This is a genomic window from Acidimangrovimonas sediminis (assembly GCF_002871005.1).
GTDB lineage: Bacteria > Pseudomonadota > Alphaproteobacteria > Rhodobacterales > Rhodobacteraceae > Acidimangrovimonas > Acidimangrovimonas sediminis.
Map to the genome: position 1 here is coordinate 1 of NZ_PHSN01000023.1, position 26,406 is coordinate 26,406.

Annotated in this window: 29 protein-coding genes; 6 read left to right on the forward strand and 23 right to left on the reverse strand. The window is 67.1% G+C overall.

Annotated elements, in window-relative coordinates; all coding sequences use genetic code 11:
* Positions 1 to 238 precede the first annotated feature (238 nt).
* Both rplS and rpmE read left to right on the forward strand, forming a co-directional pair.
* Complete coding sequence (rplS, locus tag CVV76_RS19275; protein ID WP_102226374.1) at positions 239 to 625, forward strand: 50S ribosomal protein L19; 387 nt, start codon at positions 239 to 241, stop codon at positions 623 to 625.
* A gap of 11 nt (positions 626 to 636) precedes the next feature.
* Positions 637 to 858, forward strand: coding sequence for a 50S ribosomal protein L31 (gene rpmE, locus CVV76_RS19280; RefSeq protein WP_102226328.1), 222 nt, complete (start codon positions 637 to 639; stop codon positions 856 to 858).
* A gap of 72 nt (positions 859 to 930) precedes the next feature.
* Here the strand turns inward: rpmE and map are convergent, their stop codons facing one another.
* Complete coding sequence (gene map / locus CVV76_RS19285) at positions 931 to 1,680, reverse strand: type I methionyl aminopeptidase (protein ID WP_102226329.1); 750 nt, start codon at positions 1,678 to 1,680, stop codon at positions 931 to 933.
* 248 nt (positions 1,681 to 1,928) lie between these two features.
* Here map and CVV76_RS19290 point away from each other — a divergent pair, with 248 nt between their 5' ends.
* Positions 1,929 to 2,738, forward strand: a complete 810-nt coding sequence (locus CVV76_RS19290; protein WP_102226330.1) for a division plane positioning ATPase MipZ — start codon at positions 1,929 to 1,931, stop codon at positions 2,736 to 2,738.
* On the opposite strand, the gene CVV76_RS25005 is transcribed toward CVV76_RS19290, so the two are convergent.
* The gene (locus tag CVV76_RS25005) at positions 2,707 to 2,868 is read right to left on the reverse strand and encodes a hypothetical protein (RefSeq protein WP_158243196.1); all 162 of its coding nucleotides are present in this window, start codon (positions 2,866 to 2,868) and stop codon (positions 2,707 to 2,709) included. The two genes, CVV76_RS19290 and CVV76_RS25005, sit on opposite strands and share 32 nt — an antisense overlap.
* Positions 2,869 to 3,129: 261 nt before the next feature.
* Here CVV76_RS25005 and galE point away from each other — a divergent pair, with 261 nt between their 5' ends.
* Positions 3,130 to 4,149, forward strand: a complete 1,020-nt coding sequence (gene galE / locus CVV76_RS19295; protein ID WP_102226331.1) for a UDP-glucose 4-epimerase GalE — start codon at positions 3,130 to 3,132, stop codon at positions 4,147 to 4,149.
* Positions 4,150 to 4,232: 83 nt separating this feature from the next.
* Here galE and CVV76_RS19300 read toward each other — a convergent pair whose 3' ends face one another.
* The 13 genes from CVV76_RS19300 to CVV76_RS19360 all read right to left on the reverse strand — a co-directional run bounded on the left by CVV76_RS19300 (position 4,233) and on the right by CVV76_RS19360 (position 16,502).
* The gene (locus CVV76_RS19300; protein ID WP_102226332.1) at positions 4,233 to 4,682 is read right to left on the reverse strand and encodes a CoxG family protein; all 450 of its coding nucleotides are present in this window, start codon (positions 4,680 to 4,682) and stop codon (positions 4,233 to 4,235) included.
* A gap of 130 nt (positions 4,683 to 4,812) precedes the next feature.
* The gene (locus tag CVV76_RS19305; protein WP_102226375.1) at positions 4,813 to 5,604 is read right to left on the reverse strand and encodes an amino acid ABC transporter ATP-binding protein; all 792 of its coding nucleotides are present in this window, start codon (positions 5,602 to 5,604) and stop codon (positions 4,813 to 4,815) included.
* A 31-nt stretch (positions 5,605 to 5,635) separates the two neighbouring features.
* The gene (locus CVV76_RS19310) at positions 5,636 to 6,940 is read right to left on the reverse strand and encodes an amino acid ABC transporter permease (RefSeq protein WP_102226333.1); all 1,305 of its coding nucleotides are present in this window, start codon (positions 6,938 to 6,940) and stop codon (positions 5,636 to 5,638) included.
* A gap of 1 nt (position 6,941) precedes the next feature.
* The gene (locus CVV76_RS19315; RefSeq protein WP_102226334.1) at positions 6,942 to 8,192 is read right to left on the reverse strand and encodes an amino acid ABC transporter permease; all 1,251 of its coding nucleotides are present in this window, start codon (positions 8,190 to 8,192) and stop codon (positions 6,942 to 6,944) included.
* Positions 8,193 to 8,327: 135 nt separating this feature from the next.
* On the reverse strand, positions 8,328 to 9,344 hold the full coding sequence (locus tag CVV76_RS19320) for an amino acid ABC transporter substrate-binding protein (protein WP_102226335.1): 1,017 nt from the start codon (positions 9,342 to 9,344) through the stop codon (positions 8,328 to 8,330).
* Between the two features lie 235 nt (positions 9,345 to 9,579).
* Positions 9,580 to 10,290 (reverse strand): ATP12 family chaperone protein, encoded by a 711-nt coding sequence (locus tag CVV76_RS19325; RefSeq protein ID WP_102226336.1) that lies wholly within the window; start codon positions 10,288 to 10,290, stop codon positions 9,580 to 9,582.
* Positions 10,290 to 10,955 carry an HAD-IA family hydrolase gene (locus CVV76_RS19330; RefSeq protein WP_102226337.1) on the reverse strand — a complete coding sequence of 222 codons (666 nt, stop codon included), beginning with the start codon at positions 10,953 to 10,955 and terminating at the stop codon, positions 10,290 to 10,292. Before CVV76_RS19330 ends, CVV76_RS19325 begins: the two co-directional genes overlap by 1 nt.
* Positions 10,952 to 11,998: an RluA family pseudouridine synthase gene (locus CVV76_RS19335; protein ID WP_102226338.1), complete on the reverse strand. Its 1,047-nt coding sequence runs from the start codon at positions 11,996 to 11,998 to the stop codon at positions 10,952 to 10,954. The genes CVV76_RS19330 and CVV76_RS19335 overlap by 4 nt, the downstream gene beginning before the upstream one ends.
* Positions 11,995 to 12,387 (reverse strand): fluoride efflux transporter CrcB, encoded by a 393-nt coding sequence (gene crcB / locus CVV76_RS19340; protein WP_102226339.1) that lies wholly within the window; start codon positions 12,385 to 12,387, stop codon positions 11,995 to 11,997. Before crcB ends, CVV76_RS19335 begins: the two co-directional genes overlap by 4 nt.
* A gap of 65 nt (positions 12,388 to 12,452) precedes the next feature.
* Positions 12,453 to 13,790 (reverse strand): replication-associated recombination protein A, encoded by a 1,338-nt coding sequence (locus CVV76_RS19345; RefSeq protein ID WP_102226340.1) that lies wholly within the window; start codon positions 13,788 to 13,790, stop codon positions 12,453 to 12,455.
* A 45-nt stretch (positions 13,791 to 13,835) separates the two neighbouring features.
* The gene (locus tag CVV76_RS19350) at positions 13,836 to 15,362 is read right to left on the reverse strand and encodes an RnfABCDGE type electron transport complex subunit D (RefSeq protein WP_102226341.1); all 1,527 of its coding nucleotides are present in this window, start codon (positions 15,360 to 15,362) and stop codon (positions 13,836 to 13,838) included.
* Positions 15,359 to 16,075 (reverse strand): FAD:protein FMN transferase, encoded by a 717-nt coding sequence (locus tag CVV76_RS19355; RefSeq protein WP_199178656.1) that lies wholly within the window; start codon positions 16,073 to 16,075, stop codon positions 15,359 to 15,361. The genes CVV76_RS19350 and CVV76_RS19355 overlap by 4 nt, the downstream gene beginning before the upstream one ends.
* Positions 16,076 to 16,109: 34 nt before the next feature.
* Positions 16,110 to 16,502: an FMN-binding protein gene (locus tag CVV76_RS19360; RefSeq protein WP_102226343.1), complete on the reverse strand. Its 393-nt coding sequence runs from the start codon at positions 16,500 to 16,502 to the stop codon at positions 16,110 to 16,112.
* A 203-nt stretch (positions 16,503 to 16,705) separates the two neighbouring features.
* Here CVV76_RS19360 and CVV76_RS19365 point away from each other — a divergent pair, with 203 nt between their 5' ends.
* Positions 16,706 to 17,362 carry a response regulator gene (locus CVV76_RS19365; RefSeq protein ID WP_102226344.1) on the forward strand — a complete coding sequence of 219 codons (657 nt, stop codon included), beginning with the start codon at positions 16,706 to 16,708 and terminating at the stop codon, positions 17,360 to 17,362.
* A gap of 5 nt (positions 17,363 to 17,367) precedes the next feature.
* Positions 17,368 to 18,831 (forward strand): sensor histidine kinase, encoded by a 1,464-nt coding sequence (locus CVV76_RS19370; protein WP_102226345.1) that lies wholly within the window; start codon positions 17,368 to 17,370, stop codon positions 18,829 to 18,831.
* Here CVV76_RS19370 and CVV76_RS19375 read toward each other — a convergent pair.
* From CVV76_RS19375 to secY, 8 genes are all read right to left on the reverse strand, one after another.
* Complete coding sequence (locus CVV76_RS19375) at positions 18,825 to 20,237, reverse strand: trypsin-like peptidase domain-containing protein (RefSeq protein ID WP_102226346.1); 1,413 nt, start codon at positions 20,235 to 20,237, stop codon at positions 18,825 to 18,827. The two genes, CVV76_RS19370 and CVV76_RS19375, sit on opposite strands and share 7 nt — an antisense overlap.
* Positions 20,238 to 20,764: 527 nt before the next feature.
* The gene (gene rplQ / locus CVV76_RS19380; RefSeq protein ID WP_102226347.1) at positions 20,765 to 21,184 is read right to left on the reverse strand and encodes a 50S ribosomal protein L17; all 420 of its coding nucleotides are present in this window, start codon (positions 21,182 to 21,184) and stop codon (positions 20,765 to 20,767) included.
* Between the two features lie 101 nt (positions 21,185 to 21,285).
* Positions 21,286 to 21,957, reverse strand: a complete 672-nt coding sequence (locus tag CVV76_RS19385) for a hypothetical protein (protein WP_102226348.1) — start codon at positions 21,955 to 21,957, stop codon at positions 21,286 to 21,288.
* 204 nt (positions 21,958 to 22,161) lie between these two features.
* On the reverse strand, positions 22,162 to 23,178 hold the full coding sequence (locus tag CVV76_RS19390) for a DNA-directed RNA polymerase subunit alpha (protein WP_102226376.1): 1,017 nt from the start codon (positions 23,176 to 23,178) through the stop codon (positions 22,162 to 22,164).
* Between the two features lie 115 nt (positions 23,179 to 23,293).
* On the reverse strand, positions 23,294 to 23,683 hold the full coding sequence (gene rpsK / locus CVV76_RS19395) for a 30S ribosomal protein S11 (protein WP_102226349.1): 390 nt from the start codon (positions 23,681 to 23,683) through the stop codon (positions 23,294 to 23,296).
* A gap of 15 nt (positions 23,684 to 23,698) precedes the next feature.
* Positions 23,699 to 24,067, reverse strand: a complete 369-nt coding sequence (gene rpsM, locus CVV76_RS19400) for a 30S ribosomal protein S13 (RefSeq protein WP_102226350.1) — start codon at positions 24,065 to 24,067, stop codon at positions 23,699 to 23,701.
* A 284-nt stretch (positions 24,068 to 24,351) separates the two neighbouring features.
* Positions 24,352 to 25,002 carry an adenylate kinase gene (locus CVV76_RS19405; protein ID WP_102226351.1) on the reverse strand — a complete coding sequence of 217 codons (651 nt, stop codon included), beginning with the start codon at positions 25,000 to 25,002 and terminating at the stop codon, positions 24,352 to 24,354.
* Positions 24,999 to 26,366 carry a preprotein translocase subunit SecY gene (gene secY / locus CVV76_RS19410; protein ID WP_102226352.1) on the reverse strand — a complete coding sequence of 456 codons (1,368 nt, stop codon included), beginning with the start codon at positions 26,364 to 26,366 and terminating at the stop codon, positions 24,999 to 25,001. The genes CVV76_RS19405 and secY overlap by 4 nt, the downstream gene beginning before the upstream one ends.
* Positions 26,367 to 26,406: the final 40 nt, after the last annotated feature.

Sequence of the window (26,406 nt, forward strand, 5' to 3'; positions counted from 1 at the left end):
TATTTGGCCGTATCAGGCGCGGGTCCGGGCCGGAATCGGCGACGGACCCGTTCGGTATTGCCCGTGGAGATCTGCTTCGATCTCCGACACGCGGGCCCGGCGGCTGAACAGAAGACGACCTGAACCTCTGGCGGGCGCCCCTTCCCTTGCGAAGGCCACGCGGACCCGGAAGAAGACCGAGAGCTCTGAGGCGGCATCAATCCGCGGGACAACCGCGACGTCAGGAAAGGACATGGCGATGAACCTTATCGCTGAACTCGAAGCCGAGCAGATTGCTGAGCTCGGCAAGACCATCCCGGATTTCAAGGCCGGCGATACCGTGCGCGTCGGCTACAAGGTGACCGAAGGCACCCGCACCCGCGTGCAGGCCTATGAGGGCGTCTGCATCAGCCGCAAGGGCGGCGCCACGCTGGCCGCCTCGTTCACCGTGCGCAAGATCTCGTTCGGCGAAGGCGTCGAGCGGGTCTTCCCGCTCTACTCGACCAACATCGAGTCGATCGAAGTGGTCCGTCGTGGCCGCGTCCGCCGCGCCAAGCTCTACTACCTGCGCGCCCGCCGCGGCAAGTCGGCCCGGATCGCCGAGGACACGACCTACAAGCCCAAAAAAGCCAGCGCCGAAGCCTGAGGAGCGCGATCATGAAAAAAGACATCCACCCCGACTACCACATGATCGAGGTCAAGCTGACCGACGGCTCGACCTACCAGGCGCGTTCGACCTGGGGCAAGGAAGGCGACACCCTGTCGCTCGACATCGACCCCTCGGCGCACCCGGCCTGGACCGGCGGCAACGCCAAGCTGATGGATACGGGCGGCCGCGTGTCGAAGTTCAAGAACAAGTACGCGGGCCTCGGCTTCTGAAGCCGTTTCCAGCGACATCGGACAGGGCGCCCCTTGCGGGCGCCCTTTTCGTTTGCCGGACGGGGGCTGCCGTTACCGCGGCAGCGTCACGATGATCGGCGCCCGATCGGTTGCGACGACCGTATGTTCGTACTGCACGACCCGGGCCGCGGGCCGGCTGTAGAGCGTCCAGCCGTCATCGCGGTCGACCGCCCGCAGGCCGCCGCGCGACAGGAAGGGCTCGACCGTGAGGACCAGCCCGCGGCCGATGCGCCGCCGGTCGCGCCTGTCGGGCCAGGTGGCGATCTCGCCCGGCTCCTCGTGCAGCGCGCGGCCGACGCCGTGGCTGGCCAGGTTGCGGATCAGGGTGTAGCCGCGCGCCGAGGCGAAGCGCCCCACCGCCGTGCCGATCCCCGACAGCGGCTTGCCCGCCCCGACCGCGGCGATGCCGACCTTCATCGCCTGCGCACCGTCGCGGCACAGCCGCTCGGTGATGCGCGGCACCGGCGGTACCGTCCAGCTTGCCCCGGTATCCGCGAAATAGCCGTTCTTCGAGGCAGACACGTCGATATTCACCAGGTCTCCGGTGCAGATCACCCGCGGCCCCGGGATCCCGTGCGCGATCTCCTCGTTCACGCTGATGCAGGTCGCGCCGGGAAAGCCGTAGGTGGATTGCGGTGCCGACAGCGCGCCCTCGCGCTCCAGCCCGGCGCGGCCGATCTCGTCCAGCTCCAGCGTGGTCATGCCTGGCTCCATCGCCCGGGCCATGTCGCGCAGGACGGTCGCGACGATCCGCCCGATCTCCTTCAGCCCGTCAAGCTCCGCCTCGTTGGTCACGGTCATCGCCGGCCCCTTCTCTGCATTTCCCGCGGGAGGCATAGCAGAAAAGGCGGGGACTGTCCCGCCAACGCCCCGCCCCTGCCCTTCCCGTGCCCTTCCGGCGACTCCCCCGGGAAATTGCGTCCGCCCCCTTGCACACCACTTTTCATGGAGGTTCCCCCCACATATAGTGGAATGATGCGCAGGTGACGCGCCATTGTGACGGGGCTTGCCCCGGCGAATTTACGGGCAACAGGGTCGGGAACAGTAACGTGGCGCACATCATCGTCGTCGGAAACGAGAAGGGCGGATCGGGCAAGTCGACCACCTGCATGCATGTCGCCACCGCGCTCTGCCGCATGGGCCACAAGGTCGGCGCGCTCGACCTCGACCTGCGCCAGCGCAGCTTCGGCCGCTATGTCGAGAACCGCCGCGCCTTCTCCGCGCGCGAGGGGCTGAACCTGCCCACCCCCGATTACCGCGACCTGCCCGAGATCGACCGCGCCCAGATCGGCCCGAACGAGAACGTCTACGACCACCGCCTTTCCGCCGCGGTCTCGACCCTCGAGGCGAAATCCGATTTCATCCTGATCGACTGCCCCGGCTCGCACACCCGCCTCAGCCAGGTCGCCCATTCGCTGGCAGATACGCTGATCACGCCGCTGAACGACAGCTTCATCGACTTCGATCTTCTTGCCCGCACCGACCCGGAGGACGGCCGCGTCCTCGGCCCGTCGATCTATTCGGAAATGGTGTGGAGCGCGCGTCAGCTGCGCGCCCAGGCCGGCCTCAAGCCGATCGACTGGATCGTGCTGCGCAACCGTCTTGGCGCGCAGCAGATGCACAACAAGAAGAAGGTGGGAAAGGCGCTCGACGACCTGTCGCGCCGGATCGGGTTCCGCGTCGCGCCCGGCTTCTCCGAGCGGGTGATCTTCCGCGAGCTGTTCCCCCGCGGTCTCACCCTGCTCGACCTGCGCGACATCGGCATCGAGAACCTGAACCTGTCGAACATCGCCGCCCGTCAGGAGGTGCGCGACCTGATGGCCGAGATCAGGCTGCCTGGCGTGACGGTTGATTTTTGAACGGCGATTGCGTGCGGACCTGACGGCGCGGCGACGGGCTGCCGAGGGCCTGCAGACGCAGCTCGAACCTGGTGTCCGGCTCACCGCTCTTGCGGCGGAACAGCGAAAGCAGGAGGTGGGTCAGTCGCATCTTCATATCCTTTCGTCGGGTCTTACGTCCCGGGGCCTTGCTGACAACCTGCCGCCGGATCAGGGCCGAAATGCGGCGTCACGATGCAGTGATCCGGGCCTTTCACCAACGATTGTCGACACTCTGTTTCCTGCGCCGGGGGATGTTCGCGGCACCGGGGCTGGCCCGGCGGCAGCGCAGCGGCTAGACGGGAAGAAAGCGCGCCTCGTCTGAGGGCACATGGATCGGCCGGGCACGGCACCCGGCAGGGGAGACTTGAACATGAGCGGGACCATTCTTCTGACAGGCGGCGCGGGCTACATCGGCTCGCACACCTATGTCGCGCTGAAGCGCGCGGGCTACGAGGTGGTGATCCTCGACAATTTCGCCAATGCCCGCGACGACGTGCCCGACCGGCTCGAGGTGATCACCGGCGCGCCGGTGACGCTGCACCGCGCAGATGTCCTCGACAAGGCCGCGGTGGCCGAGGTCTTCCGCGCCCACAAGATCGACGCCGTGGTGCATTTCGCCGCCAAGAAGGCCGTGGGTGAAAGCCAGAAGATCCCGCTGGAATACATCGAGACGAACTGCACCGGCCTCGTGAACCTCCTGATGGCGATGCGCGATGCGGGCGTGTTCAAGATCGTCTTCTCCTCCTCCGCCACGGTCTATGCCGAGACCGAAGACTGGCCGATCCCCGAAAGCGCGCCGCTGGGCTATGCCTCGACCTATGCGCTGACCAAGCTGATGGGCGAGCAGATCATCACCCAGGCCGCGGGGTCCGACGATCGCTGGCGCCACGGCATCCTGCGCTACTTCAACCCCGCCGGCGCCCATGACAGCGCCCTGATCGGCGAGGATCCCCAGGATATCCCCAACAACCTGATGCCCTACATCGCCAAGGTCGCGGTGGGCGAACTGCCTGAACTCAACATCTTCGGCAACGACTACCCCACCCCCGACGGCACCGGCGTGCGCGACTACATCCACGTGATGGATCTCGCCGAGGGCCATGTGAAATCGCTCGACGCGCTGATGGCCGGGGGCGACAGCCACATCGTCAACCTCGGCACCGGCAAGGGCTATTCGGTGATGGACATGCTGGCCTCTTACTCCAGGGCCTGCGGGCGCGACCTGCCCTACAAGGTGACACCGCGCCGCGCGGGCGACCTGGCCTGCTATTACGGCGATCCGTCGAAAGCCAGGGCGCTTCTGGGGTGGGAGGTCGCGCGCGACCTCGACGACATGTGCCAGACCAGCTGGAACTGGATCTCGCGCCGCTCGAACATGCGCGCCGGCTAAGGCCCCCCGCCTCTCCTCTTTCATTGTTCCTGAAATACGCTGCCCGGGCTGGTCGCCCGGGCGCCAGGGGAGACGAGGCGCCCCTAGCCCTCCTCGCTCTCGAATTCCTTTTCGAGGTTGTCGAAGAACTGGCCGGTCAGCTTCTTCGCGGTAGAGTTGATCAGCCGCGACCCCAGCTGTGCGATCTTGCCCGAGATGGCGACGTTCACCTCGTAGGACAGTTCCGTCCCCTCCGGCACCTCCTTGAGCGTCACGTTCGCCGATCCCTTGGCCGACCCCGCGACCCCGCCGGAACCCTGCCCCGACAACGTCAGGCTTTCGGGCTTCACCACGTTCTCGTAGATTACCTTGCCGGTGAAAGAGGCCTTCACCGGTCCCACCTTCAACGTGATCTTCGCATCCATCTCCTCGTCGGAGGTACGCGTCACCTCCTCGCACCCGGGGATGCAGCGCTTGAGCACCTCGGGATCGTTGATCGCCGCCCAGACGTCTTCTCGCGGGGCCGCGATCACCTGCGTGTTGGTCAGTTCCATGGCCTTCCTCCCTCGGGCTGCGGTATCGCCCTCAACCTGCCGCTTTCGCGGAACCTGTCAAGCAGCGCCTTGGCCGGGCCATGCCCGCGCCGCGAACATCTAGGGTGGGTCTGAACGCACCCTATGACGATCAGTGCCCGAGGATCTGGCTGAGGAACAGCTTGGTCCGGTCGCTCTTGGGGTTGAGGAAGAATTCCTCGGGCTCGTTCTGCTCGACGATCTGGCCCTGGTCCATGAAGATCACCCGGTTCGCGACCTGGCGGGCAAAGCCCATCTCGTGGGTGACGCAAAGCATCGTCATCCCCTCCTCGGCAAGGCTGATCATGGTGTCCAGCACCTCCTTGATCATCTCGGGGTCGAGGGCCGAGGTGGGTTCGTCGAACAGCATGATGCGCGGCCGCATGCACAGCGACCGGGCGATCGCCACGCGCTGCTGCTGACCCCCCGACAGCTGGCCGGGGTACTTGTTGGCCTGCTCGGGGATCTTCACCTTCTCGAGGAAGTGCATCGCCGTCTCGATCGCCTCCTTCCGGGGCGTCTTGCGCACCCAGATCGGGGCCAGCGTGCAGTTTTCCAGAATCGTCAGGTGCGGAAACAGATTGAAGTGCTGGAACACCATCCCCACCTCGGACCGCACCTTGTCGATGTTCTTCAGGTCGTTGGTCAGCTCGATCCCGTCGACCACGATCTTGCCGGCCTGGTGTTCCTCCAGCCGGTTGATGCAGCGGATCAGCGTCGACTTGCCCGAGCCCGAGGGCCCGGCGATGACGATGCGCTCGCCGCGGTGCACCGTGAGGTCGATGTCGCGCAGCACGTGGAACTGGCCGTACCACTTGTTCATCTTCTCGATCTGCACCGCGACCTCGGCCGAGACCGTCATCTTGGATCGGTCGACCTGACGATCGGTGGCGATTTCCGGCATGGCATCTGACATGGGTGTCATGGGCGGGCTCCTAGCGGTGGTCGGTACGCAGCTTGCGCTCGAGATACATGGAATATTGCGACATGCCGTAGCAGAAGACGAAGAACAGGGCGCCGACGAAGATATAGAGCTCCCAGTAGATGCCATTCCATTCGGAGGTCGCGCGGATCGCGTTGATGAACCCGATCGGGTCCAGGAGGCCGATGAACACCACCAGCGTCGTGTCCTTGAAGAGACCGATGAAGGTGTTGACGATGCCGGGGATCGAGATCTTCAGCGCCTGCGGCATGATGATCAGTCGCTGCGCCTTCCAGTAATCCAGCCCCAGCGCATCCGCGGCCTCGTACTGGCCCCTCGGCAGGGCGGCAAGGCCGCCGCGGATCACCTCGGCCATGTAGGCCGCGGCAAAGAGGGTGACCATGATCACGACCCGCAGGATCAGGTCGAAGTTCGTGCCCGGCGGCAGGAAGTAGTTCAAGAGCAGCGAGGCAGTGAACAGGAGCGTGATCAGCGGCACGCCGCGGATGAACTCGATGAACCCGATCGACACGGAGCGGATGAAGAACATGTTCGACTGCCGACCCAGCGCCAGCAGAACCCCCAGCGGCAACGACAGCGTGATCCCCGAGACGCCGATGATGATCGACAACAGGAACCCGCCGATGTCGCGCGACTCCACCGATGGGAGCGAGATCGGCAGCGCCGCATGCAGCGCCGCCTCCAGCCAGCTTTCGCCGAACATCCACCACAGCGCGGCGATGACGATACCGGCACCGGCGGCGACCACGGCGGATTTCTCGGCCAGCAGCTTGAACACCACGCCGCCGATGACGAACCCCAGAAGCGCCGAGACCGGGAACCAGATCGTGCCGCCCCAGATCAGCCAGTAGCCGATGAACGGGTAGAGCGCCGAGAAGGCCAGAAGCTTGCGCGGCAGATGGCTGAACAGGATCGGCGCGATGGCGGCGAGCATCAGGATCAGCGCAAGGTTCGGGCGCCAGTATTCGGTATCAGGGTAGAAGCCGTAGAGCAGCTGCTTCCAGCGCTCGTGGACCACGGCGAAACACGCGCCTTCGGCATGCGGGCCAAAGTCGGTCTGGATGATCTTGCGGCAATCGGGCAGCGACGAGGCGTTCCAGACCGCATGCAGCCACCACGGCGCCATCCCCCACAGGAAATGGATCACCACATAGGCCGAGATCAGCGTCAGCGCGGTGTTGGCCCAGCCCGAGAACAGGTTCTCGCGCATCCAGCGTACCGCGCCCACCTGGCTGGACGGCGGCGCCAGCGCCGGAAGCATCTGGCTGCGGACGAATTCGTGTTCGGTATCCGCCATCTCACCGCTCCTTCAGTTTGACGCTGCGGTTGTAGAGGTTCATCACCCCCGAGATGATCAGGCTGATCGCAAGGTAGATCCCCATCATCAGCAGCATCGCCTCAAGCTCGCGCCCGGTCTGGTTCAGCGTGATGCCGCCCAGCGTGGCCCGCAGGTCCATGTACCCCACCGCGATGGCGAGCGAGGTGTTCTTGGTGATGTTGAGGTATTCCGAGATCATCGGCGGGATGATCACCCGCAGGGCCTGCGGCAGGATCACCAGGTTCATCGTCCGGCTGGGCCGCAGGCCAAGGGCGAAGGCCGCCTCCGACTGCCCGCGCGAGATGGCCTGGATGCCGGCACGGACGATCTCGGCGATGAAGGCGCCGGTGTAGATCGACAGCGCCAGCCACAATGCGATCAGCGAGTTGCGGGCCTGGATGCCGCCCTGAAAGTTGAACCCCTTGAGCGCCGGGTAGCCAAGGTGAAAGCCGAGGGCGATCAGCAGGACCAGGACGGGCGCGATCAGAATCAGCGCCGACTTCCACCATGTCACGGGGCGCACGCCGGTGGCGTTCTGCACCTTCTCCGCATGGCGGCCCAGACGGCGGTAGGCATAGATCGAAGCGGCCAGCACGATCAGTATCGCGATCAGGTCGGTCGAGACGTAGAAGATGCCCAGGTCGATATTGCCAAGGCTGCGCGAAAAGAGCGGCTCGGGGAAGTAGACGCCGCGGTTGGTCACCGCCACCGCGCCGAACCACATCGACGAGGTGGGGTTTTCGCCGCGGAAGGCGCTGGGGGCCGGCATCGCCTCGGTCATCACGGCAAAGATCACGAGGATCCAGATCAGGAGCGGGATGTTGCGAAAGGCCTCGATGTAGATCGACATCAGCTTGCGCACGATCCAGTTGTTCGAAAGCCTCAGCACCCCCGCGACGACGCCGAACACCGTGGCCAGCGCGCAGGAGATCAGCGCGATGAACAGCGTGTTCATCAGGCCCACCAGCATGGCCCGGCCATGGGTGTCGTCGTTGTTGTATTCGATGAAGTGCTGATTGATGTCGTAGCCCGCGCGGGACCACAGGAAGGAGTAGTTGAAATCCTTCCCCAGCGCGTGAAGGTTGTGGATCGTATTGTCCACCAGCCAGGCCGCGCCCGCCATCAACAGGATCATGAAGATCGCCTGGATGGTCAGCGACCGGTACCGGGTATCGTAGATGAGCATGCTCAGCCGAAAGACGTCTTTCGGCGGCGTGGTCACGTCGGCCATGTCTGGAATCCCCCTGGGAACCACCGCGTTTGCTTGTTCTGTGCCGGCTTTATCGTGCCGGTCGGGTGCGGTTGGTCTGCCTGTTGTCGTCGAGTGACGGGGGGCACACAGGCGCGCGCCCCCCGCTGGGTCAGATCAGCGGAACGGCGGCGAGTACTGCAGGCCGCCCTGCGTCCACAGCGCGTTCAGACCGCGCGACAGGCCGATCGGGGTCGACTCGCCCAGGTTCGCGGCAAAGATCTCGCCGTAGTTGCCGTTCGCGGCGATCGCGCGCTTGGCCCATTGCTCGTCGAGGCCCAGCATCTTGCCAAAGCCCGGATCGGTGCCGAGGATGCGGTTGATCTCGGGGTTGTTGGTGCCCTTCGACAGTTCCTCGATGTTGGCCGAGGTGATGCCGAGGTCTTCCCCCTCGACCAGCGCGTTCGAGACCCAGCGCACCACATCGGCCCACTGGTCGTCGCCCTGGCGGACCAGCGGCCCCAGCGGCTCTTTCGAGATCACTTCCGGCAGCACGACGTAATCGTCGGGCTTGGCGAAGGTGGCGCGGGTCGCGGCAAGGCCCGAACGGTCGGTGGTGTAGACGTCGCAGGCACCGGCAAGGAATTGCTGCTGCGCCTCGGCGTTGGTCTCGATCGGGACCGGCTCGTACTTCATGTTGTTCGCCTTGAAGTAGTCGGCGAGGTTGAGCTCGGTCGTGGTGCCGGTCTGGATGCAGACCGTGGCGCCGTCCAGTTCCTTGGCCGAGGACACGCCCAGCTTCTTCGGCACCATGAAGCCCTGACCGTCGTAGTAGTTGATGCCGACGAAGGTGAACTTCAGGTCGACATCGCGCGAGAAGGTCCAGGTGGTGTTGCGCGCCAGCATGTCCACCTCGCCCGAGGCGAGCGCGGTAAAGCGGGTCTGGCCGGTGGTCGGAACGAATTTCACCTTGGTCGGATCGCCCAGGACGGCGGCGGCGACGGCGCGGCAGTAATCGACGTCGAAGCCCTGCCAGACGCCATTCGAATCAGGCGCGGCAAAACCGGCAAGACCGGTGGTCACGCCGCATTTCAGCTCGCCCGCCTGCTTGACATCGTCCAGCGTCCCCGCCGAGGCCGCACCGGCCATCAGGCAGGCGGAGGCCGCGATGCCGAGAAATACGGTTGTCTTCATCTTTACCTCTTCCTGATCTGCCACCTTTTCGGCGGCCTTGGGCGGCCCGCACGGGGCCGGTTGCAAATATCAAGGATTTGTTACCCCGAGTGAACGCAGTCTGGTCAAAATCCGGGGGTCAGGTCAAGCAAACAGTCCGAAACGGACCGATTTCGCGCCATCTGGTCAACGAACAGGCAATCCGGCCCACGGGGGCCGGAATCCAGAGACGATCGGGGGGCGGGATCGGCGGGACTCAGCCCGCCAGCAGGTCGAGAAGCCGGGCCGCGTGAAAGAAGGCCTTCCGGCGGCTCTCGGTGCGTTCGGCGGCCTCTTCGTCGCTGCCCCACAGCTCTTCCTGCCAGGCCTCGTCGATGCGGCTGGCCTCCCACAGCTCGGCCACGGGGCGGTGGCAGTCAACCACCGCCAGGCCGATCACGAGCGAGCCGGAGATCGTGACCAGGTCGTGAAACGCGGTCAGTTCGAAGGGCGTCAGCGCAAAGACCCGGTTACCCAGCGCGCGCAGGCTGTCGCCCGGCTGGGGGGCGTGCATCACGCCCGCAACCGGCACCAGCGGTGCCGCCAGCGCCCGCGCCGACCAGTCGAGCAGCGGGTCCCAACCCTCGGCCTGCCGCCGGATCAGCGTCTCGGGCCCCTCGGCGCGATAGCACAGCAGGTCGGCATCGGCGTAATCGGCCAGCATCTGCGCCACGTCGTCGAACTGCGGCGTCACCTTGTCGATCGCGGCATTCGCCGAACGGGTGAAAGGCATGGCCGCGGGGTCGATCCGTTCCTCCTGCGCGTCCCACTCGGCGGCGATGGCATCCGCCAGCGCGCGGGTTGGCACCACCAGCGCGGCCTTGGCGGGGGTCTTCACCGGCCGCCCGTCCAGCCGCACGGCAAAGCCGCCCGGCACCGGGTCGGCCTCGGCCTGTTTCCAGAACCGCTTTGGCGCCCATTCCGCCATCAGGCGCCCCAGATCCGGTCAAGCGCGGCGGAGAGCTGCGCGAAATCGTCGATTACCACATCCGCCCCGGCCACCGTCAGCCGCTCGGGCGGGTGGTTGCCCCAGGTCACGCCGATCGTGGCCACGCCCGCGTTGCGCCCCATCTCGATGTCGTAATCGGTGTCGCCGATCATCACCGCGGCCGGCGCGGGCACGCCGGTTTCCGACAGCACCGCCTCGATCATCGAGGGATGCGGCTTCGAGGGATGGTGATCGGACACCTGGACCGAGACGAAGTGACGCCCGATGTCGTGCCCGGCCATGACCTTGTCGAGCCCTCGACGCGACTTGCCCGTCGCAATGGCCAGCAGGATATCGTCGCGCGCCCCGAGCCCCTCGACCACCTCGCGCGCGCCGGGAAACAGCGGGGCCACGTCGGACCCCGACAGGAACGAGGCGCGGTAGCCCTCGATCAGCGCCTTGTAGTCGCCCGGCGACAGCCCCGGCGCCAGCACCTCGACTCCGCGTTCCAGCGACAGGCCGATGATGCCATAGATCGCCGCGTCGGGCGGCGGCTCCATCCCGCTCGACAGGAAGGCCGCGCGCATCCCGGCCAGGATCTGCGCCTGGCTGTCGACCAGCGTCCCGTCGACGTCGAAGATCACAAGGCGAAACGGGTCGGTCATTCTTCCTCCACGAAAGGATCGGCGGGAACGTCGGCCTCGTTCCAGCCAAGCGTCTTCCACGTGCGTTTCATGTGATCCGGCAGCGGCGCGACAAAGGTCATCTCGCGCTTGGTGATCGGGTGGGTGATGGTGATCTGGCGGGCGTGAAGGTGCAGCTTGCGGCTGATCTCTCCACCCAGCTGGGCGCCCCAGCCATCGCCCGGGTTCTCCTGCCCCGAGCCGCCGTACTTGCCGTCGCCGACGATCGGGTGCCCCAACTCCGCCATGTGGGCGCGCAGCTGATGGGTGCGCCCGGTGATCGGCACCAGCGCCATCCACGCCGTCCGCGTTCCCAGCGCCTCGAGCACGGCGTAATCGGTGGTGGCGCGCTTGGCGCCCTCGGTCTCGTCGATCTTCGAGGGGTGGATGCAGATCATCTTCTCGCCCTCGCCGCCCCGGCCGCGGCCGGGCGCCTTCACGAGACCGTAGCGGATCGTGCCCATCTTCGGATGCGGCACGCCGGCGACAGCGGCCCAGTAGATCTTGCGCGTGTTGCGGTGGCGGAACGCCTCTCCCAGCGCGCGGGCGATGCGCGGCGCACGCGCCAGCAGCAGCACGCCCGAGGTGTCCTTGTCGAGGCGATGCACCAGCGCGGGCTTTTCCGCCCGGCCGAACTTCAGCGCCTCGGCCAGGCCGTCGACATGGCGCGCACCCTGCCCGCTGCCGCCCTGGCTGGGCAGGCCCGGCGGCTTGTTCAGCACGATGATATGGTCGTCGCGATAGATCACCGCGTCCTGGATCATCTTCACGTCCGCATCCGGGATCTGCACCGCGCGATCGGGCTTCGGCGCATCGCTGTCGGGCAAGGGCGGCACGCGCACTTCCTGCCCCGGTTCGACCCGGGTCGAGGCCTTCACCCGGCCGCCGTCGACCCGCAGCTGGCCGGTGCGGCACATCTTCTCGACCTGGCCCTGCGTGACTTGCGGAAACCGCCGCTTCAGCCAACGGTCGAGCCGCTGCTCGCCCTCATCGGTCGAAACGGTGAGCAACTGGACCCCGCTCATTGCGGCATCGGCCCCAGCGCGGCGCGCATGCCGTGAACCCCGAGGATCAGTGCGATGACCGAGACGACGACCGACAGCCCGACATAGGTGATGGCCAGATCGAAGCGCCCGGTATCCATCAGCCGCCACGTCTCCAGCGAGAACGACGAGAAGGTGGTGAAGCCGCCGAGGAAGCCCGTCGCCAGAAGCGCGTTCCAATGCGTCAGGCCCCGATGCGCAAGGAACACCACCAGCGCCCCCATGATGAACGAGCCGAGGATATTCACCGCGATCACACCCATCGGAAAGACCCAATGGCCCCAGTTGTGGCCGATCCACACCCCCGCGAGATACCTCAGCGAGGCCCCGATCGCCCCGCCGAGGGCCACCTGCAGTACCGTCAAGAACATGCGCGCTTCCTTACCTTTCGCGACGCGTTGGCCGCCTGCCCCAGGGGGCGTCCCGCAGCGGGCGTTCACCCGCCCTGCCGCCTTGTCCGAAGCTTGGCGAAATACTCGACTCGCTTCTTCAGTTCGCGTTCATAGCCCCTTTCGGGCGGGGCGTAAAACACGGGCCGGCGCATGCCCTCGGGAAAGTAATCCTGCCCGGAAAAGCCATCCTCGGCGTCGTGGTCGTAGGCATAACCCGCGCCGTAGCCCTGATCCTGCATCATCGAGGTGGGCGCGTTCAGGATATGCTTGGGCGGCATCTGGCTTCCGGTGCGGCGCGCCTCGGCCCGCGCGGCCTTGTAGGCCACGTAGCCCGCGTTCGATTTCGGTGCCAGCGCGAGGTAGATCACGGCCTGCGCCAGCGCCAGCTCCCCCTCGGGGCTTCCCAGCCGTTCATACGTTTCCCAGGCGTGGAGGCAATGGGTCTGCGCCTGTGGATCGGCCAGCCCGATGTCCTCTACCGCCATCCGCGTCAGGCGGCGGGCAAGGTAGCGCGGATCCTCGCCCCCCTCGAGCATGCGCGCATACCAGTAGAGCGCGGCGTCCGGGTCCGATCCGCGAATGGATTTGTGCAGCGCCGAGATCAGGTTGTAATGCTCGTCGCCCGACTTGTCATACTTCGCCGCCCGCCGCATCAGACGCTGCGCCAGCGCCTGCGGGTCGAGCGGCTTTTCCACCTTCCAGGCCGAGACCTGCTCGATCAGGTTCAGAAGCGCACGGCCATCGCCGTCGGCCATCTCCAGCATCGCCTCGCGCGCAGGGGCGGTCAGCGGCAGGGCGCGGCCCAGCTCCTTTTCGGCCCGCTGCGCCATCCGCTCAAGATGAGCCAGCGTCAGCCGCTCCAGCACGATCACCTGGGAACGCGACAGCAGCGCCGCGTTCAGCTCGAAGCTGGGGTTCTCGGTGGTCGCCCCGACCAACAGGATCGTGCCGTCCTCCATATGCGGCAGAAAGCTGTCCTGCTGCGCCTTGTTGAACCGGTGGATCTCGTCGACGAAAAGCAATGTTCCCCGGCCCTGCTGGCGGCGCAGTTTTGCGGCCTCGAACACCTTGCGCAGTTCCGGCACCCCGGTGAAGATCGCGCTGATCTGGACGAAGGAGAGCTCCGTCTCGTCCGCCAGCAGCCGCGCGATCGTGGTCTTGCCCACCCCGGGCGGCCCCCAGAGGATCAGCGACGACAGCGACCCCGCGGTCAGCATCGCGCCAAGCGGCCCCTCGGGCGACAGCACGTGTTCCTGCCCGATCACCTCGGACAGCGCCCGCGGCCGCAGCCGATCGGCAAGCGGACGCGGTGCCTCCGGCGGCGCGTCTTGCGCGGCGCCCGGCTTCGGCGCGGGGGGAACCTGGTCGAAAAGATCGCTCATGGAGCGAAAATAGACCGCCCCGCGGCGGAAGGCGAGGCCCCCGCCTCAGGCGAATCCGGGGAAATGGTCGGTCCGGATCCTGCTGCGCGCCACCCCAAGCTCGGCAAGCACGCGCTGGAACTGCCGCACCATCGCATGCGGCCCCGAGACGTAGAAGATCCGCTCGTGGAAATCGGGTACCTCGCGCTCGATCAGCGCCCGGTCGATGAAGCCGACATGATCGGGCGCGGCCTCGGGCTCCGGGTCGGCAAGAGCATAGATCGTGCGCAGCCCGATCCTTTCCCGCGCGGCCTCGAACAGGTCGGAATATGCGATCTCGCTGGCCCGCGTATTGCCGTAGAGCAGCACGACGGAACGCCGGTCGCCGGTATCCATCAGATGCCGCACCATGCTGCGGAACGGCGTCACCCCGATGCCGCCGGCGATCAGCGCGATCTTCTCGCCCCCGCGTTCGGGCAGGGTGAAGCCGCCGGCGATCTGGGTGCCGTGGATCACGTCGCCCGGCCGCATCCGGGCCAGCGCCTGCTTGTAGCTGCTGGGACCGGGGTAGAACTTCACCCCCAGCCGCACCTCGCTCTCGGTCGGGGCGGAGGCGATGGTGAAGGTGCGCCGGTTGCCCCGGTTGTCGGGGTTGGGCACCTCGAGCGTCCAGTCCAGATACTGGCCCGGGCGGAACCGCAGCGGCCGGTCCGGGGTAAAGACGTAATCGTAGGCGGCCTCGGCCGTGCGCTCCACCCGCTCCAGCCGCAGCAGGAACCGGCCCTTGGGGCTCATCAGGAACGCCACGAGGTTGCCCGCGAGGAAGGCCATCTCCGGCGTCGGGTAGAACCCGCCGACATGAACCCCCGGCGACGAGAGCGCGCCGACGATCGCCCCGTAGATCAGCCGCGCCCCCCGGGCATGCGGCGCTGTCAGCGGCTCGGTCAGCATGGCGAAGCCGGCGAAAAACAGCGGCGAGTAGAGCACCGAGAACTGCAGTGTCTGCCCCAGCATAGACAGCGGCATCGACAGCGCCGCGGTCGAAAGCGTCACCGCGAGGTTCGCCAACAGGTACACCGCCACCATGTCGAACCGCTGCACCTTGCGCACGACAAGAAAGCCCCCCGCGAGCACCACCGCCAACAGAAGCGGACTGCCATCCACCCACCACGTCGCGGGCTGGCCGAACAGATAGGCCGCCACTGCCCCTGCCGCGACGGGGTTGAAGATGTGCTTGCGCCGCACCGCGATCAGGAACTTCGACCCGATCGCCGCGGCCGAGGCAACGATGAGCCCGGCGATACCCATGTGGTTCGCCGCGGCCACCGGCGGCATCAGCAGCACGAGGATCAGCGCCGTGATATGCACCGATTCCGCGTTCACAGGCACTCTCAGAAGCCGCGCGAAGCCTGCGTTCACCGCCATGCAGCTGGCCCAGACGATCAACGCCGAAAGTGCCAGCTGCGCCGGGTCCACCGGGCTGAGATGCCAGAAACCGCCCACCAGCGCGGCCCCCGCCAGCGCCAGCAGGTAGTAGAGGACAAGGCGGTACATCGTGGTGCGGTTCAGGAAATGGTCGATCGCTCTGGTCATTGTGTCACGTAGGCCCTGAAGCCCGAGGTCAGGGTCGCGACACGGTCGGCGCCGATCGCGTAGCCCTCAAGCCCGGGGGTTTCCTCGATGAAGTCGATGCCGTCCTCTTCCATGGCGAAGGCGGCGGTGGCGAAGCGGTCGGCCTCGAGCACGTCGGGGCCGATCACGGTCAGGCTGACGATTCGCGTGATCGCGTGGCCCGGGCGGTGCGGGTCGTAGATGTGCTGGCCCTGCGTCGCGGTGCCCGAGGTGGCGATGCCCCGGTCGCTGAGCGCGAGCACCTTCACGATCTGCCCCGCGTCGAACGGGTTGCGTAGCCCCACCCGCCATGGCTGGCGGTCAGGGCCGAGGCCCGACACCTCCATGTCGCCGGCCACCTCGACGCAGAAGTGCCGGTGACCGCGCGCGCGCAGCAGGTCGGCCGCCCGCTTGATCGCCCAGCCCTTGACCACGCCCGACGGGTCGAGCCCGCCATCGGGGCGGCGGATGCGGAAATAGCCGTTGCTGCGCCGCCCGGTATCCTCGGCCAGCGCGAGCACCTCGCGCATCTCGCCCGACAGCGCGGGTTCGGCCAGGTCGCCACGGTCGAGGCGGCACAGCTCGCTCTCCGCCTTGAACGGGCTGAAGCGCCGGTCGATCGCCTCGAGCAGGCCGAAGACCGCCTCGAAAGGCGCCTCTCCGGCCGCGTCGACGATGTCCAAGGTCACGGGCATGCCCATGATCTGGCGGCTTTGCCGGGGCATCGCGTCACAGCGCCTGCACGAGGGCGCTGTGCAGCGATTCGGTGAAGGCGCGGCTGGTCAGCGACGCCCCCGAGACGAAGCTGACGTGCGAGCCCTGAGCCGCGATCGCCTCGCGCTCCAGCACCGGCAGCGACCGCTCGGCGATGCGGCGGCTGGTGTAGCGGTCGCTGGGGTAGCGGAGGATGTCGACCTTGACGAGCTGGCCCTTGTTGACGACGGCGCGCACCTGGACCTGGCCGTAATAGGCGCTGTATGTCCCGCCAGTATAATTGCCGTCACGGTAGGTCGCGGCCAGTGCCGGCACCGGGCCGAGGCCAACGAACAGGCCGATCGCGACCGTGCCGAGAAGAGAGACGAAGGGGGAAGTGAGGGGAGAAAGATCTTTCGCGTTGGTCATGGCCGGGCCATATCCTCTTGTCGTTGCAGGTTGGTCCGGTGATAGCCGCCCTGCCTGACGCCAGGCTGAACGGCCGGGGCACCGGTGGTCAGCCCGTCGTGAACGGAATGCGAGCGGCCAACCGGCCCGGCACACCGGCCCCGGCCCGGAAGCCGGCAGACGACAGGCAGGCGGGGAGGTGGAGCCCCCGGGGGGAGGAGAGGATGAGGATACTTCTGGTCGAGGACGACCCGGCCCTCGGGCAGGCTGTGCGCGAACATATCGCCGCGCTCGGCCACGGGGTCGACCTGTGCCCGACTTTGGCCGATGCCGAGGCCGCGCTCGACACCGTGGCCTACGAGATGGCGGTGCTCGACCTCGGGCTGCCCGATGGCAGCGGCCTCGACCTGCTGCGCCGCCTGCGCCGCAGGGGCGGTACCCTGCCGGTGATCATCGTCACCGCCGTCGACCAGATCGCCCGCCGGATCGAAGGCCTCAACAGCGGCGCCGACGATTACATCGTCAAGCCCTTCGACCTTGACGAGCTGGGCGCGCGGATCGCCTCGGTGCAGCGGCGCTATCGCGGCAATCCCAGCCCGCTGATCCGGGTCGCCGGGGCCGAGATCGACCTCGCCCGCCGGATCGTCAGCCGCGACGATGCCCGTGTCGACCTCACCGCCCGCGAATGGGCCGTCCTCGAACGGCTGCTGCGCCATCCCGGGGGCGTCGTGGCGAAGGCCGAGATCGAGGATTCGCTCTACGCCTTCGGGGCCGAGATCGAATCGAACGCGGTCGAAGTCTACATCAGCCGCCTGCGCAAGAAGCTTGGCCATGCCGCGATCGTCACCCTGCGCGGCGCCGGCTACCGGCTCGAGGTCTGAACGCTATGGCCCCGCCCCTGTCCGCCCCCGCCCCCGCCGCCGCCCGTCCCCGCGCCGGATCCATCACCCGGCGGCTGATCCTGTGGCTGACCCTCGGCACCGTGGTGATGTGGTGCCTTGGCGTCGGCTATGCCAGCTTTGCCTCCTACCGCGGGCTGAACGCCGCCTTCGACCAGGTGCTGCGCCAGACCGCGCTCCGCATCCTGCCGCTGGCCGCCGATGACGCGGTCGGGCACGAATCCGACGACGTGCGCGACATCGACAGGATGATGGACAGCGGCGGCGTGCACATCGGCTATGAGCTGACGGCCCCCGGCGGCAGGGTCCTGCTGCGCGAGCGCAACTCCCCCGACCTGCCGTTCCTCTCGGACCAGCCGCCCGGGTTCTCGACCGCGAACGGATACCGGCTGTTCCGGCGCACCGATCCGGCGTCGCGGCTGACCATCACCGTGGTCGAATCGATGCGCGACCGGCACCTTGCGCTGTATCGCAGCGTGCGGGCGATGATGCTGCCTCTCCTACCGCTGGTCGCGCTGAACATCGTGCTGATCTGGCTGGCCGTGCGCGGCGCGATGCGCCCCATCGAACGCCTGCGCGCCGATATCGCGGCCCGCGACGGGCGCAACCTTGCCCCTCTCGACCAGACCGGCCAGCCGCGGGAGTTGCGCCCGATCGCCGATGCCGTGGGCCGGCTGATGGACCGCCTGCGCCACGCGCTCGATGCCGAGCGCGCCTTTTCGGCCAACAGCGCGCATGAGCTGCGGACGCCGATCGCCGGCGCGCTGGCCCAGACCCAGCGGCTGATCGCGGCCAGCCCGGACCCCGCCGTCCAGACCCGCGCCCGCGACATCGAGGCAACGCTGAAACGTCTCTCGCGGCTGTCCGACAAGCTTCTGCAGCTGTCGCGTGCCGACGCGGGCATCGGCACCGCCGAAGCCCCGGTAGACCTTGGTCCCGTGCTCGACATCGTGCTGCGCGATGCCGCCGCGCATCAGGACGCCACCCACCCCGGCGCCCTCCGTCGGATCGACTATCGCCCCACCGATGGCGGCCTGAGCGCCCCGATGGATGCCGACGCCTTCGCCATCGCGCTGCGCAACCTGCTGGAAAACGCGCTGGTCCACGGACCGGCCGACGAACCAGTGACGATCGAGGTACTGCCCGGGTCGGGCGACACCGGCGCGGCGATCCGCATCGTCAACGGCGGCCCTGCGCTTCCGCCGGGGGCCCAGGCAGAGCTGACGCGCCGCTTCGCGCGGGGCGGCAGCGGGGCCGAGGGCTCGGGCCTCGGGCTTGCCATCGTGCAGGCCATCGTCGCGCAGAGCGGTGGCGCCCTGCGCCTGCTCTCGCCCGCCCCCGGGCGGAAGGACGGCGTCGCGGCGGAGCTGGAGCTGCCCCGGCTGCGGAAGGAGACCGCGGAAACCACGCCGAGGCCCCGCGGCGACAGCGCGGTCAGTGGCGGTCAGTAACTGAACTCAAGCGGCAGCACCCGGCCGCCGCGATAGATCCTGAGATCCCAGTAGGGGGTGCGCGCGAACCCTGCTTGCGCCACCTCGGCCGGGCGCTGGATGTCCTGCCCATTGATCGCAAGGATCACGTCGCCCACCTTCATCCCCGTGTGCAACGCATAACCCGCAAGGCGCGTCACGACCACGCCATGGGCATTCTCGGGCAGGCCCATCTCTTCGATCACCGCGGGGTTGATGCGCGACAGCGAGAGGCCCGCGAAGACGTTGCCCGCCGAGGTGATCGTCATCGCCTCGCGCTGCGGTACCTCGGGCGGCGCCTTGAGCGCGAGGCTGGCGCTGCGCCTCGTTCCCCGGTGCAGGTAGCTGACCTGCGCCCGCGCGCCCACGCCCAGCGTCATCAGCCGGTATTGCATCTCCTGTGGGCTGTTCACCGCGAAGCCGTCGATCGACAGCACGACATCGCCCCGCCCAAGCCCCGCCTCGGCCAGCGGGCTGCCGGCGGCGAAGGCCGACAGCAGCACCCCCTCGGGCCGGTCGAGGCCCAGGCTCTCGGCCAGGCTTGCATCGACGCTTTGCGCCTTGGCCCCGGTCCAGGGGCGCTGAAAGCGGCGCGCGCCCGCCTTTGCCTGTGCAAGGAATTGCGCGACAAGGTTCGACGGGATCGCGAAGCCGATGCCGTTCGACCCGCCCGACCGCGTCAGGATCGACGAGTTGATGCCGACCAGGCGGCCGCCCATGCCCACCAGCGCGCCACCGGAATTGCCCGGGTTGATCGCCGCATCTGTCTGGATGAAATACCCCCGCCCGCCGAACGACAGCCCCGACCGCGCCAGCCCCGAGATGATCCCGTTCGACACGGTCTGCCCGATGCCGAACGGGTTGCCGATCGCCAGTACCAGTTCCCCCACCTCGACCGTGTCGGAATTGCGCAGCGCAAGCGACGGCAGGCCCTGCGCGCCCTCGAGCTTGAGCACCGCCAGATCCAGCCGCTTGTCGGCAAGCACCACATGCGCCGCGAATTCCCGCCGGTCGTTCAGCGCGACCCGGATCTGCGTCGCCTGCCCGACGACATGATAATTCGACACCACCAACCCGTCAGACGACAGGATCACGCCAGAGCCGAGCGAGTTCTGTACCCGCGGCCGCCCCGGACCGAGTTCACGGAACAGCTCGGAAAAGAACGGATCCCCGGCGAAGGGGCTTTGCTGCTGCACCACCTGCTTGGCGAAGATGTTGACCACGGCCGGCGCGGCCTCCTTCACCACCGGCACGAAGGACAGGGTGACCTGCGCCCGGTTCTGCGGTACCTGCGCTTCTGCCGCCACGGGCGATGCCGAGGCCAGCGCCAGGCACAGCGCAACCACCGGCGCGGCAAACAGGGTACGAAGGGGCGCGAGGGCAGTCATGGCGGCTCCGGTCTGGTCGCGCCAAGCTTGCCACCCCGCGGCGCCCGGATGAACCCCTTTCCGGCGACCGGGGCGGGCGGTGCTCCCGGCCCTCTCGGCCCAGGATGTCGCGCGGGCGCCGCGCCGCCCGGCCCGTGGAGCTTGTCCCGCTTTCGGCGATCGGGACGTCGTTGAGCGAGGCGCTTCGCCGCTGCAACACGTCGTCGATTTCGATTTCCCGCCGCGCGCACCAAAGCCGCGGAGCCACTGGCAGGCACCACCGCGGGGGCCGCCTCCGGTCTCACCGTACCCGGGGAGAATCGAGCCCCCCGCACCTTCCTGAACAGGGCACACGCCTCAGGCAGGCAGACCAGCGCCGCCGCCTCGGCACGTTCGCGACCGACCTTCCGGCGCGCCTTTGGCACGCAGGGCGCCCCGCAGCTCTATGGTCGCCGGCCCCACCGCCACCTGTACCGAAATGCAAAAGGGCCCGCCGAGTACCGGCGGGCCCCTGAAAATCCTGCAGGCGCAGTGGCGCCCAGCGAGGCTCAATCCTCGGCGTCTTCCATCGCTTCGACGCGGGCCTTGTCGGCGGCGCCTTTCGCGGCGGTGTCACGCTCGACGAATTCGATGATCGCCATCGGCGCCATGTCGCCATAGCGGAAGCCGGCCTTCAGGACGCGGATGTAGCCACCCTGACGGTCCTTGTAGCGCGGGCCCAGCACGTCGAAAAGCTTGGCAACGACGGCATCCTGCTTGAGCTGCGAGGCGGCCTGACGGCGGGCGTGCAGATCGCCGCGCTTGGCGAGCGTGATCAGCTTCTCGACGATCGGGCGCAGTTCCTTGGCCTTGGGCAGCGTGGTCTTGATCTGCTCATGCTCGATCAGCGAGCCGGCCATATTGGCGAACAGCGCCTTGCGGTGTTCGTGGGTACGGTTCAGGCGGCGGTAACCGCGGGCGTGACGCATCGTGTTTCTCCTAGCGTTTTGCTTTGTCCGGCACCCCATGCGTGCGGGGCGCGCTCCTTGGGGCCCTCATGGCCCGTTCCCCGTTTCGGGAACGCCGCTCCCTACACGGAGGCATCGCTTTTGTAAACCCCGTGTTTGCGGGGCGCCGAGTCCTCCGGCACGGTCAGATGATCGCCGTAGACCCGCGCCTCGAGTTCGGCCCAGAGCGGGTTGGCGGCATAGAGGGCGCGCAGCTCCGCCGCGGTGAACCAGAAACCCGGATCCTTGATGTATTCCAGCGTCGTGGCGTTGACCCGATCCCGGGCGCGGCGCCGGGGCACCGTAATGCCGAAGGCCGCCGGAATATCCTCGGCCAGGTGTTCCGTCCGCAGCCAATGGGTCACGCCGGGCAGGTAACGCGCCAGCTCGTCATCGGCGCGGCGCAGGGGTTTCGGCACGCCCAGGGGCACCGGACGGAACCGACCGGAGACCAGCACCTCGCGACGCACGATCGCCTCGGGGCCGTAACGCTGCACTTCGAAATGCACCCGGCTGAGCAGCCAGAGCGGCAGGCGCCGGATGTTGGCGACCACGGCCCGGCCACGGGGCGCGAATCCCTCGACCCGGGCGGCGCGATCGGCCAGACCGTCGTGCCAGATCACCGGCAGGCCGGGCGCCACAGCATCGAAGACGACCTCCGGGTCGTCCTCGAAGGCGGCATGCAGGATCTTCTCGGTCGCGGTCCCCGCGCATTTCGGCACATGCAGCCAGATCCATCGGTCGCTGACGATCATTTCTCAAGACCCCTGTTCCTCGGGGCCACCCTAGGCGCGGCAGGGTTAATAATCCGTTGGCGGGCGGCCTCCTCGGGTGGTTCGCGCCTCGTCGGCGGATCCCGGCGAGTAGAAGCGACGCGCACGACGCGGCGCGGCACGGACGCCGCAAACGAAAACGGCGGCCCCGTGGGGGCCCGCCGTCTATCCTTGCCGTGGCGTCTCTCAGAACTGGTCTTCGAAACGCTTGGCCAGATCCTCGATGTTCTCCGGCGGCCAGTCCTCGACATCCATCCCGAGGTGCAGGCCCATGCCCGAGAGCACTTCCTTGATCTCGTTGAGCGACTTGCGGCCGAAGTTCGGCGTGCGCAGCATCTCGGCCTCGGTCTTCTGGATCAGATCGCCGATGTAGACGATGTTGTCGTTCTTCAGGCAGTTCGCCGAACGCACCGACAGCTCCAGCTCGTCGACTTTCTTGAGCAGCAGCGGGTTGAACTCCAGCCCCTCGTCTTCCGAACCGCGCGAGGCCGATTCCGGCTCGTCGAAGTTCACGAAGATCGACAGCTGGTCCTGAAGGATGCGTGCGGCGAAGGCCACCGCGTCATCAGGCGTCAGCGAGCCGTCGGTTTCCACCTTCAGCGTCAGCTTGTCGTAGTCCAGCACCTGGCCCTCACGGGTGGGCGTGACCTCGTACGAGACCTTCTTGACCGGCGAATAGATCGCGTCGATCGGAATCAGCCCGATCGGCGCATCCTCGGGGCGGTTCTTGTCGGCCGCCACGTAGCCCTTGCCGGTCGAGACCGTCAGCTCCATGAACAGGTCGGCGCCGTCATCGAGGTGGCAGATCACGTGATCCTTGTTCAGGACCTCGATCCCCGCGGTTTCGGCGATGTCGCCGGCGGTGACGACACCCGGGCCCTTGGCCGAGATCGACAGGCGCTTCGGCCCCTCGACGTCCATGCGCAGCGCGACGCCCTTGAGGTTCAGCACGATATCGGTCACATCCTCGCGCACGCCGGTGACGGACGAGAATTCATGCAGCACGTTGTCGATCTGCACGCTGGTGATCGCGGCGCCCTGAAGCGACGACAGTAGAACCCGGCGCAGGGCGTTGCCCAGCGTCAGGCCGAAGCCCCGCTCCAGCGGCTCGGCAACGACCGTCGCCTGACGGCCCGCGTCGGCACCCGGCCGAACCTCGAGCTGCGTCGGTTTGATCAGTTCCTGCCAGTTCTTGTGGATCATGCGTATCGCCTCCATTCCTGTCCGCTGCCCATGTCCGTAGCGGCGGACGCCCGAGGGTCATAAATGACGAACCCGGGCCGTGCGGCATGGCACGGCCCAGGCGAAAACCATTAGGTCAGACGCGGCGGCGCTTCGGCGGACGGCAGCCGTTGTGCGCAAGCGGCGTCACGTCGCGGATCGAGGTGATGGTCAGGCCGACCGCGGCCAGCGCGCGCAGCGCCGATTCGCGACCGCCACCCGGGCCCTGCACTTCGACTTCCAGCGTCTTCACGCCATGTTCCTGCGCCTTGCGGCCGGCATCCTCGGCAGCCATCTGGGCGGCGTAGGGCGTCGACTTGCGCGAGCCCTTGAAGCCCATCGTGCCGGCCGACGACCACGAGATCGCGTTGCCCTGCACGTCCGAGATCAGGATCTTGGTGTTGTTGAAGGACGAGTTCACATGCGCCACGCCAGCGGCGATGTTCTTGCGTTCCTTGCGCTTCATGCGCACCTTATCGCGTGCCATAACTGCTGCCCTCCCTTACTTCTTCTTGCCGGCAATGGCCTTCGCGGGGCCTTTGCGGGTACGAGCGTTGGTGTGGGTGCGCTGACCGCGCACGGGCAGGTTGCGGCGATGGCGCAGGCCGCGGTAGCAGCCGAGGTCCATCAGACGCTTGATGTTGGTCGCGACTTCCCGGCGAAGATCGCCTTCCACGGAGATGTTGCCGTCGATGTGCTCGCGGATCGCCAGCACTTCGGCGTCCGACAGTTCATTGACGCGACGGGTCAGGTCGATGTTGACCGCCTTGCAAATTTCCTCGGCCGTGTGTTGGCCGATGCCGTGGATGTAGGTGAGCGCGATGGGAACGCGCTTTCCCGTCGGGATGTTGACGCCAGCGATTCGAGCCAATTTCTTTCCTTTCGACGCGGTTCCGTAGTCCCAGAACCTTTTTTCACGATCGAGGCCCGCGTCACGCGCGGGCCAGTTCCGTCACCTTGATGTCAAGATGATTCTCCTGCGAGACGCCGTGACCTAAGGGGTTTTCACCCTAACGTCAAGGGCCCCGCAGTTTCGGGTTGCAGGTCGGTCCAACTTGCCGCACCGGAGGTGGGAACCAACACCGCCCACGGATGGCATCTGACCACCCCGGACGGCAAGGCCGAAGCCCCTGCCCCGGGGGCCGGACCTGTCTGTCAGTCTTTGTCGAGGACCGCGGCGATCGCGTCGGACACCGCGTCGATCTCGGCCAGGCCGTCGACCACCGAAAGCTGGCCCTTGGCATAGTAGTACCCGACCAGCGGCGAGGTCTTCTTGTAATATTCCATCAGCCGGTTGCGCAGCGCCTCTTCGGTATCGTCGGGGCGACGGCGCAGGTCGGTCGAGCCACAGGCGTCGCAGACGCCCGCCACCTTGGTCGGCCGCGTCTCGTCATGGTACACCGCGCCGCAATTGCCGCAGGTGTAGCGCCCGGTCACCCGCCGCGCCAGCGCGGCGTCGTCGACCCGCATCTCGATCACCGCGTCGAGACCGGTTCCCGCCGCCTCAAGCGCATCGGCAAGCGCGTCGGCCTGCGCCAGCGTCCGCGGGAAGCCGTCGAAGATGAAGCCGTTGCCGGCCGCCGCTTCCAGCTTCTCGGCGATCAGCCCGATCACGATGTCGTCCGAGACAAGCTCCCCCCGCGCCATCACGTCCTTGACGCGCTGACCCAGTTCCGACCCGCTGGCCATCGCCTCGCGCAGCATGTCGCCGGTCGACAGCTGCACCATGCCGCGTTCGTCGACCAGACGCTTCGCCTGGGTGCCCTTGCCGGCACCCGGCGGTCCGAGAAGAATCAGATTGGTCATCGACGGGCCGGTGCCTTGCGCTTGTTCGCCGAGCCGCGCTTCTTGCCGCGCAGCTGCGATTTTTCCAGGAGCCCCTCGTACTGGTGCGCCAGCAGGTGCGACTGGATCTGGCTGACCGTGTCCATCGAGACCGACACGACGATCAGCACCGAGGTGCCGCCGAAGTAGAACGGAATCGAAAGCTCGGTCCGCAGGATCTCGGGCAGAAGGCAGACGAAGGCGAGATAGGCCGAACCGAGGACGAGCACGCGGTTCACCACGTATTCAAGGTATTCCTCTGTCTTGCGGCCGGGGCGGATGCCGGGAACGAAGCCGTTCTGGCTCTTCAGGTTGTCGGCCACGTCATCCACCTTGAAGGCGACGTTGTGGGTGTAGAAATACGTGAAGAACACGATCATCGCGGTGAAGAACGCAAGGTAGAGCGGCTGACCCGGCCCGAAGTAGGCCAGCAGCGTCGACATGATCGGGCCGCTCTGGCTTCCCGAGAAGGTCGAGATCGTGGTCGGCAGCAGCAGGAGCGACGAGGCGAAGATCGCCGGGATAACGCCGGCGGGGTTCACCTTCACCGGCAGGTGCGACGAACCGCCATCGTAGATCTTCATGCCCACCTGGCGCCGCGGGTACTGGATATGGATCTTGCGCAGCGCGCGTTCCATGAACACCACGAAGGCGATCGTCACGACGACCATCACCAGCACACCGATAATCACGGCGGGCGAGATCACGCCCTCGCGGCCCTGGCTGAAGAACTGTGCCAGCGCGGCCGGGATGTTGGCGATGATGCCCACGAAGATGATCAGCGAGATGCCGTTGCCGATGCCGCGCGCGGTGATCTGCTCACCCAGCCACATCAGGAACATGGTGCCGCCGACCAGCGTGATCACCACGGAAATCTGGAAGAAATAGCCCGGGTTGTGCGCCAGATGGCCCAGCTCGAGGCTTTTCGCGATGCCCCAGGCCTGGAAGGTCGCCAGCGCCACCGTGCCGTAGCGGGTGTACTGGTTGATCTTCTTCTGGCCCTGCTGCCCCTCTTTCTTGAGGTTGGTCCAGGCCGGAACCATGGTGACCAGAAGCTGCACGATGATGGATGCGGTGATGTAGGGCATGATGCCGAGGGCAAACACACCCATCCGCGTCAGCGCGCCCCCGGTGAACATCCCCAGGATGCCGCCGATGCCGGTGCTCGCCTTCTCCATGAAGTCCCGCAGGGCGGCGCCGTCGATGCCCGGCACCGGAATATAGGTGCCCAGCCGGAAGATGATCAGCAGCCCGATCGTGAAGAAGATGCGTTGGCGAAGGTCAGTGGCCTTGCCGATGGCGCCCCAGCTGAGGTTCGCCGCCATTTGCTCTGCAGCAGATGCCATGCACGGTCTCTTTCATGGGTGCGCCGCCAGCCCGGGTTTC

What these genes read in the sequence shown, in the direction of transcription:
- rplS (WP_102226374.1), top strand. Translation starts at nt 239, where the DNA reads ATGAACCTTATCGCTGAACTCGAAGCCGAGCAGATTGCTGAGCTCGGC.
- rpmE (WP_102226328.1), top strand. Translation starts at nt 637, where the DNA reads ATGAAAAAAGACATCCACCCCGACTACCACATGATCGAGGTCAAGCTG.
- map (WP_102226329.1), bottom strand. Translation starts at nt 1,680, where the DNA reads ATGACCGTGACCAACGAGGCGGAGCTTGACGGGCTGAAGGAGATCGGG.
- CVV76_RS25005 (WP_158243196.1), bottom strand. Translation starts at nt 2,868, where the DNA reads ATGCGACTGACCCACCTCCTGCTTTCGCTGTTCCGCCGCAAGAGCGGT.
- galE (WP_102226331.1), top strand. Translation starts at nt 3,130, where the DNA reads ATGAGCGGGACCATTCTTCTGACAGGCGGCGCGGGCTACATCGGCTCG.
- CVV76_RS19300 (WP_102226332.1), bottom strand. Translation starts at nt 4,682, where the DNA reads ATGGAACTGACCAACACGCAGGTGATCGCGGCCCCGCGAGAAGACGTC.
- CVV76_RS19305 (WP_102226375.1), bottom strand. Translation starts at nt 5,604, where the DNA reads ATGCCGGAAATCGCCACCGATCGTCAGGTCGACCGATCCAAGATGACG.
- CVV76_RS19310 (WP_102226333.1), bottom strand. Translation starts at nt 6,940, where the DNA reads ATGGCGGATACCGAACACGAATTCGTCCGCAGCCAGATGCTTCCGGCG.
- CVV76_RS19315 (WP_102226334.1), bottom strand. Translation starts at nt 8,192, where the DNA reads ATGGCCGACGTGACCACGCCGCCGAAAGACGTCTTTCGGCTGAGCATG.
- CVV76_RS19320 (WP_102226335.1), bottom strand. Translation starts at nt 9,344, where the DNA reads ATGAAGACAACCGTATTTCTCGGCATCGCGGCCTCCGCCTGCCTGATG.
- CVV76_RS19325 (WP_102226336.1), bottom strand. Translation starts at nt 10,290, where the DNA reads ATGGCGGAATGGGCGCCAAAGCGGTTCTGGAAACAGGCCGAGGCCGAC.
- CVV76_RS19330 (WP_102226337.1), bottom strand. Translation starts at nt 10,955, where the DNA reads ATGACCGACCCGTTTCGCCTTGTGATCTTCGACGTCGACGGGACGCTG.
- CVV76_RS19335 (WP_102226338.1), bottom strand. Translation starts at nt 11,998, where the DNA reads ATGAGCGGGGTCCAGTTGCTCACCGTTTCGACCGATGAGGGCGAGCAG.
- crcB (WP_102226339.1), bottom strand. Translation starts at nt 12,387, where the DNA reads ATGTTCTTGACGGTACTGCAGGTGGCCCTCGGCGGGGCGATCGGGGCC.
- CVV76_RS19345 (WP_102226340.1), bottom strand. Translation starts at nt 13,790, where the DNA reads ATGAGCGATCTTTTCGACCAGGTTCCCCCCGCGCCGAAGCCGGGCGCC.
- CVV76_RS19350 (WP_102226341.1), bottom strand. Translation starts at nt 15,362, where the DNA reads ATGACCAGAGCGATCGACCATTTCCTGAACCGCACCACGATGTACCGC.
- CVV76_RS19355 (WP_199178656.1), bottom strand. Translation starts at nt 16,075, where the DNA reads ATGCCCGTGACCTTGGACATCGTCGACGCGGCCGGAGAGGCGCCTTTC.
- CVV76_RS19360 (WP_102226343.1), bottom strand. Translation starts at nt 16,502, where the DNA reads ATGACCAACGCGAAAGATCTTTCTCCCCTCACTTCCCCCTTCGTCTCT.
- CVV76_RS19365 (WP_102226344.1), top strand. Translation starts at nt 16,706, where the DNA reads ATGAGGATACTTCTGGTCGAGGACGACCCGGCCCTCGGGCAGGCTGTG.
- CVV76_RS19370 (WP_102226345.1), top strand. Translation starts at nt 17,368, where the DNA reads ATGGCCCCGCCCCTGTCCGCCCCCGCCCCCGCCGCCGCCCGTCCCCGC.
- CVV76_RS19375 (WP_102226346.1), bottom strand. Translation starts at nt 20,237, where the DNA reads ATGACTGCCCTCGCGCCCCTTCGTACCCTGTTTGCCGCGCCGGTGGTT.
- rplQ (WP_102226347.1), bottom strand. Translation starts at nt 21,184, where the DNA reads ATGCGTCACGCCCGCGGTTACCGCCGCCTGAACCGTACCCACGAACAC.
- CVV76_RS19385 (WP_102226348.1), bottom strand. Translation starts at nt 21,957, where the DNA reads ATGATCGTCAGCGACCGATGGATCTGGCTGCATGTGCCGAAATGCGCG.
- CVV76_RS19390 (WP_102226376.1), bottom strand. Translation starts at nt 23,178, where the DNA reads ATGATCCACAAGAACTGGCAGGAACTGATCAAACCGACGCAGCTCGAG.
- rpsK (WP_102226349.1), bottom strand. Translation starts at nt 23,683, where the DNA reads ATGGCACGCGATAAGGTGCGCATGAAGCGCAAGGAACGCAAGAACATC.
- CVV76_RS19405 (WP_102226351.1), bottom strand. Translation starts at nt 25,002, where the DNA reads ATGACCAATCTGATTCTTCTCGGACCGCCGGGTGCCGGCAAGGGCACC.
- secY (WP_102226352.1), bottom strand. Translation starts at nt 26,366, where the DNA reads ATGGCATCTGCTGCAGAGCAAATGGCGGCGAACCTCAGCTGGGGCGCC.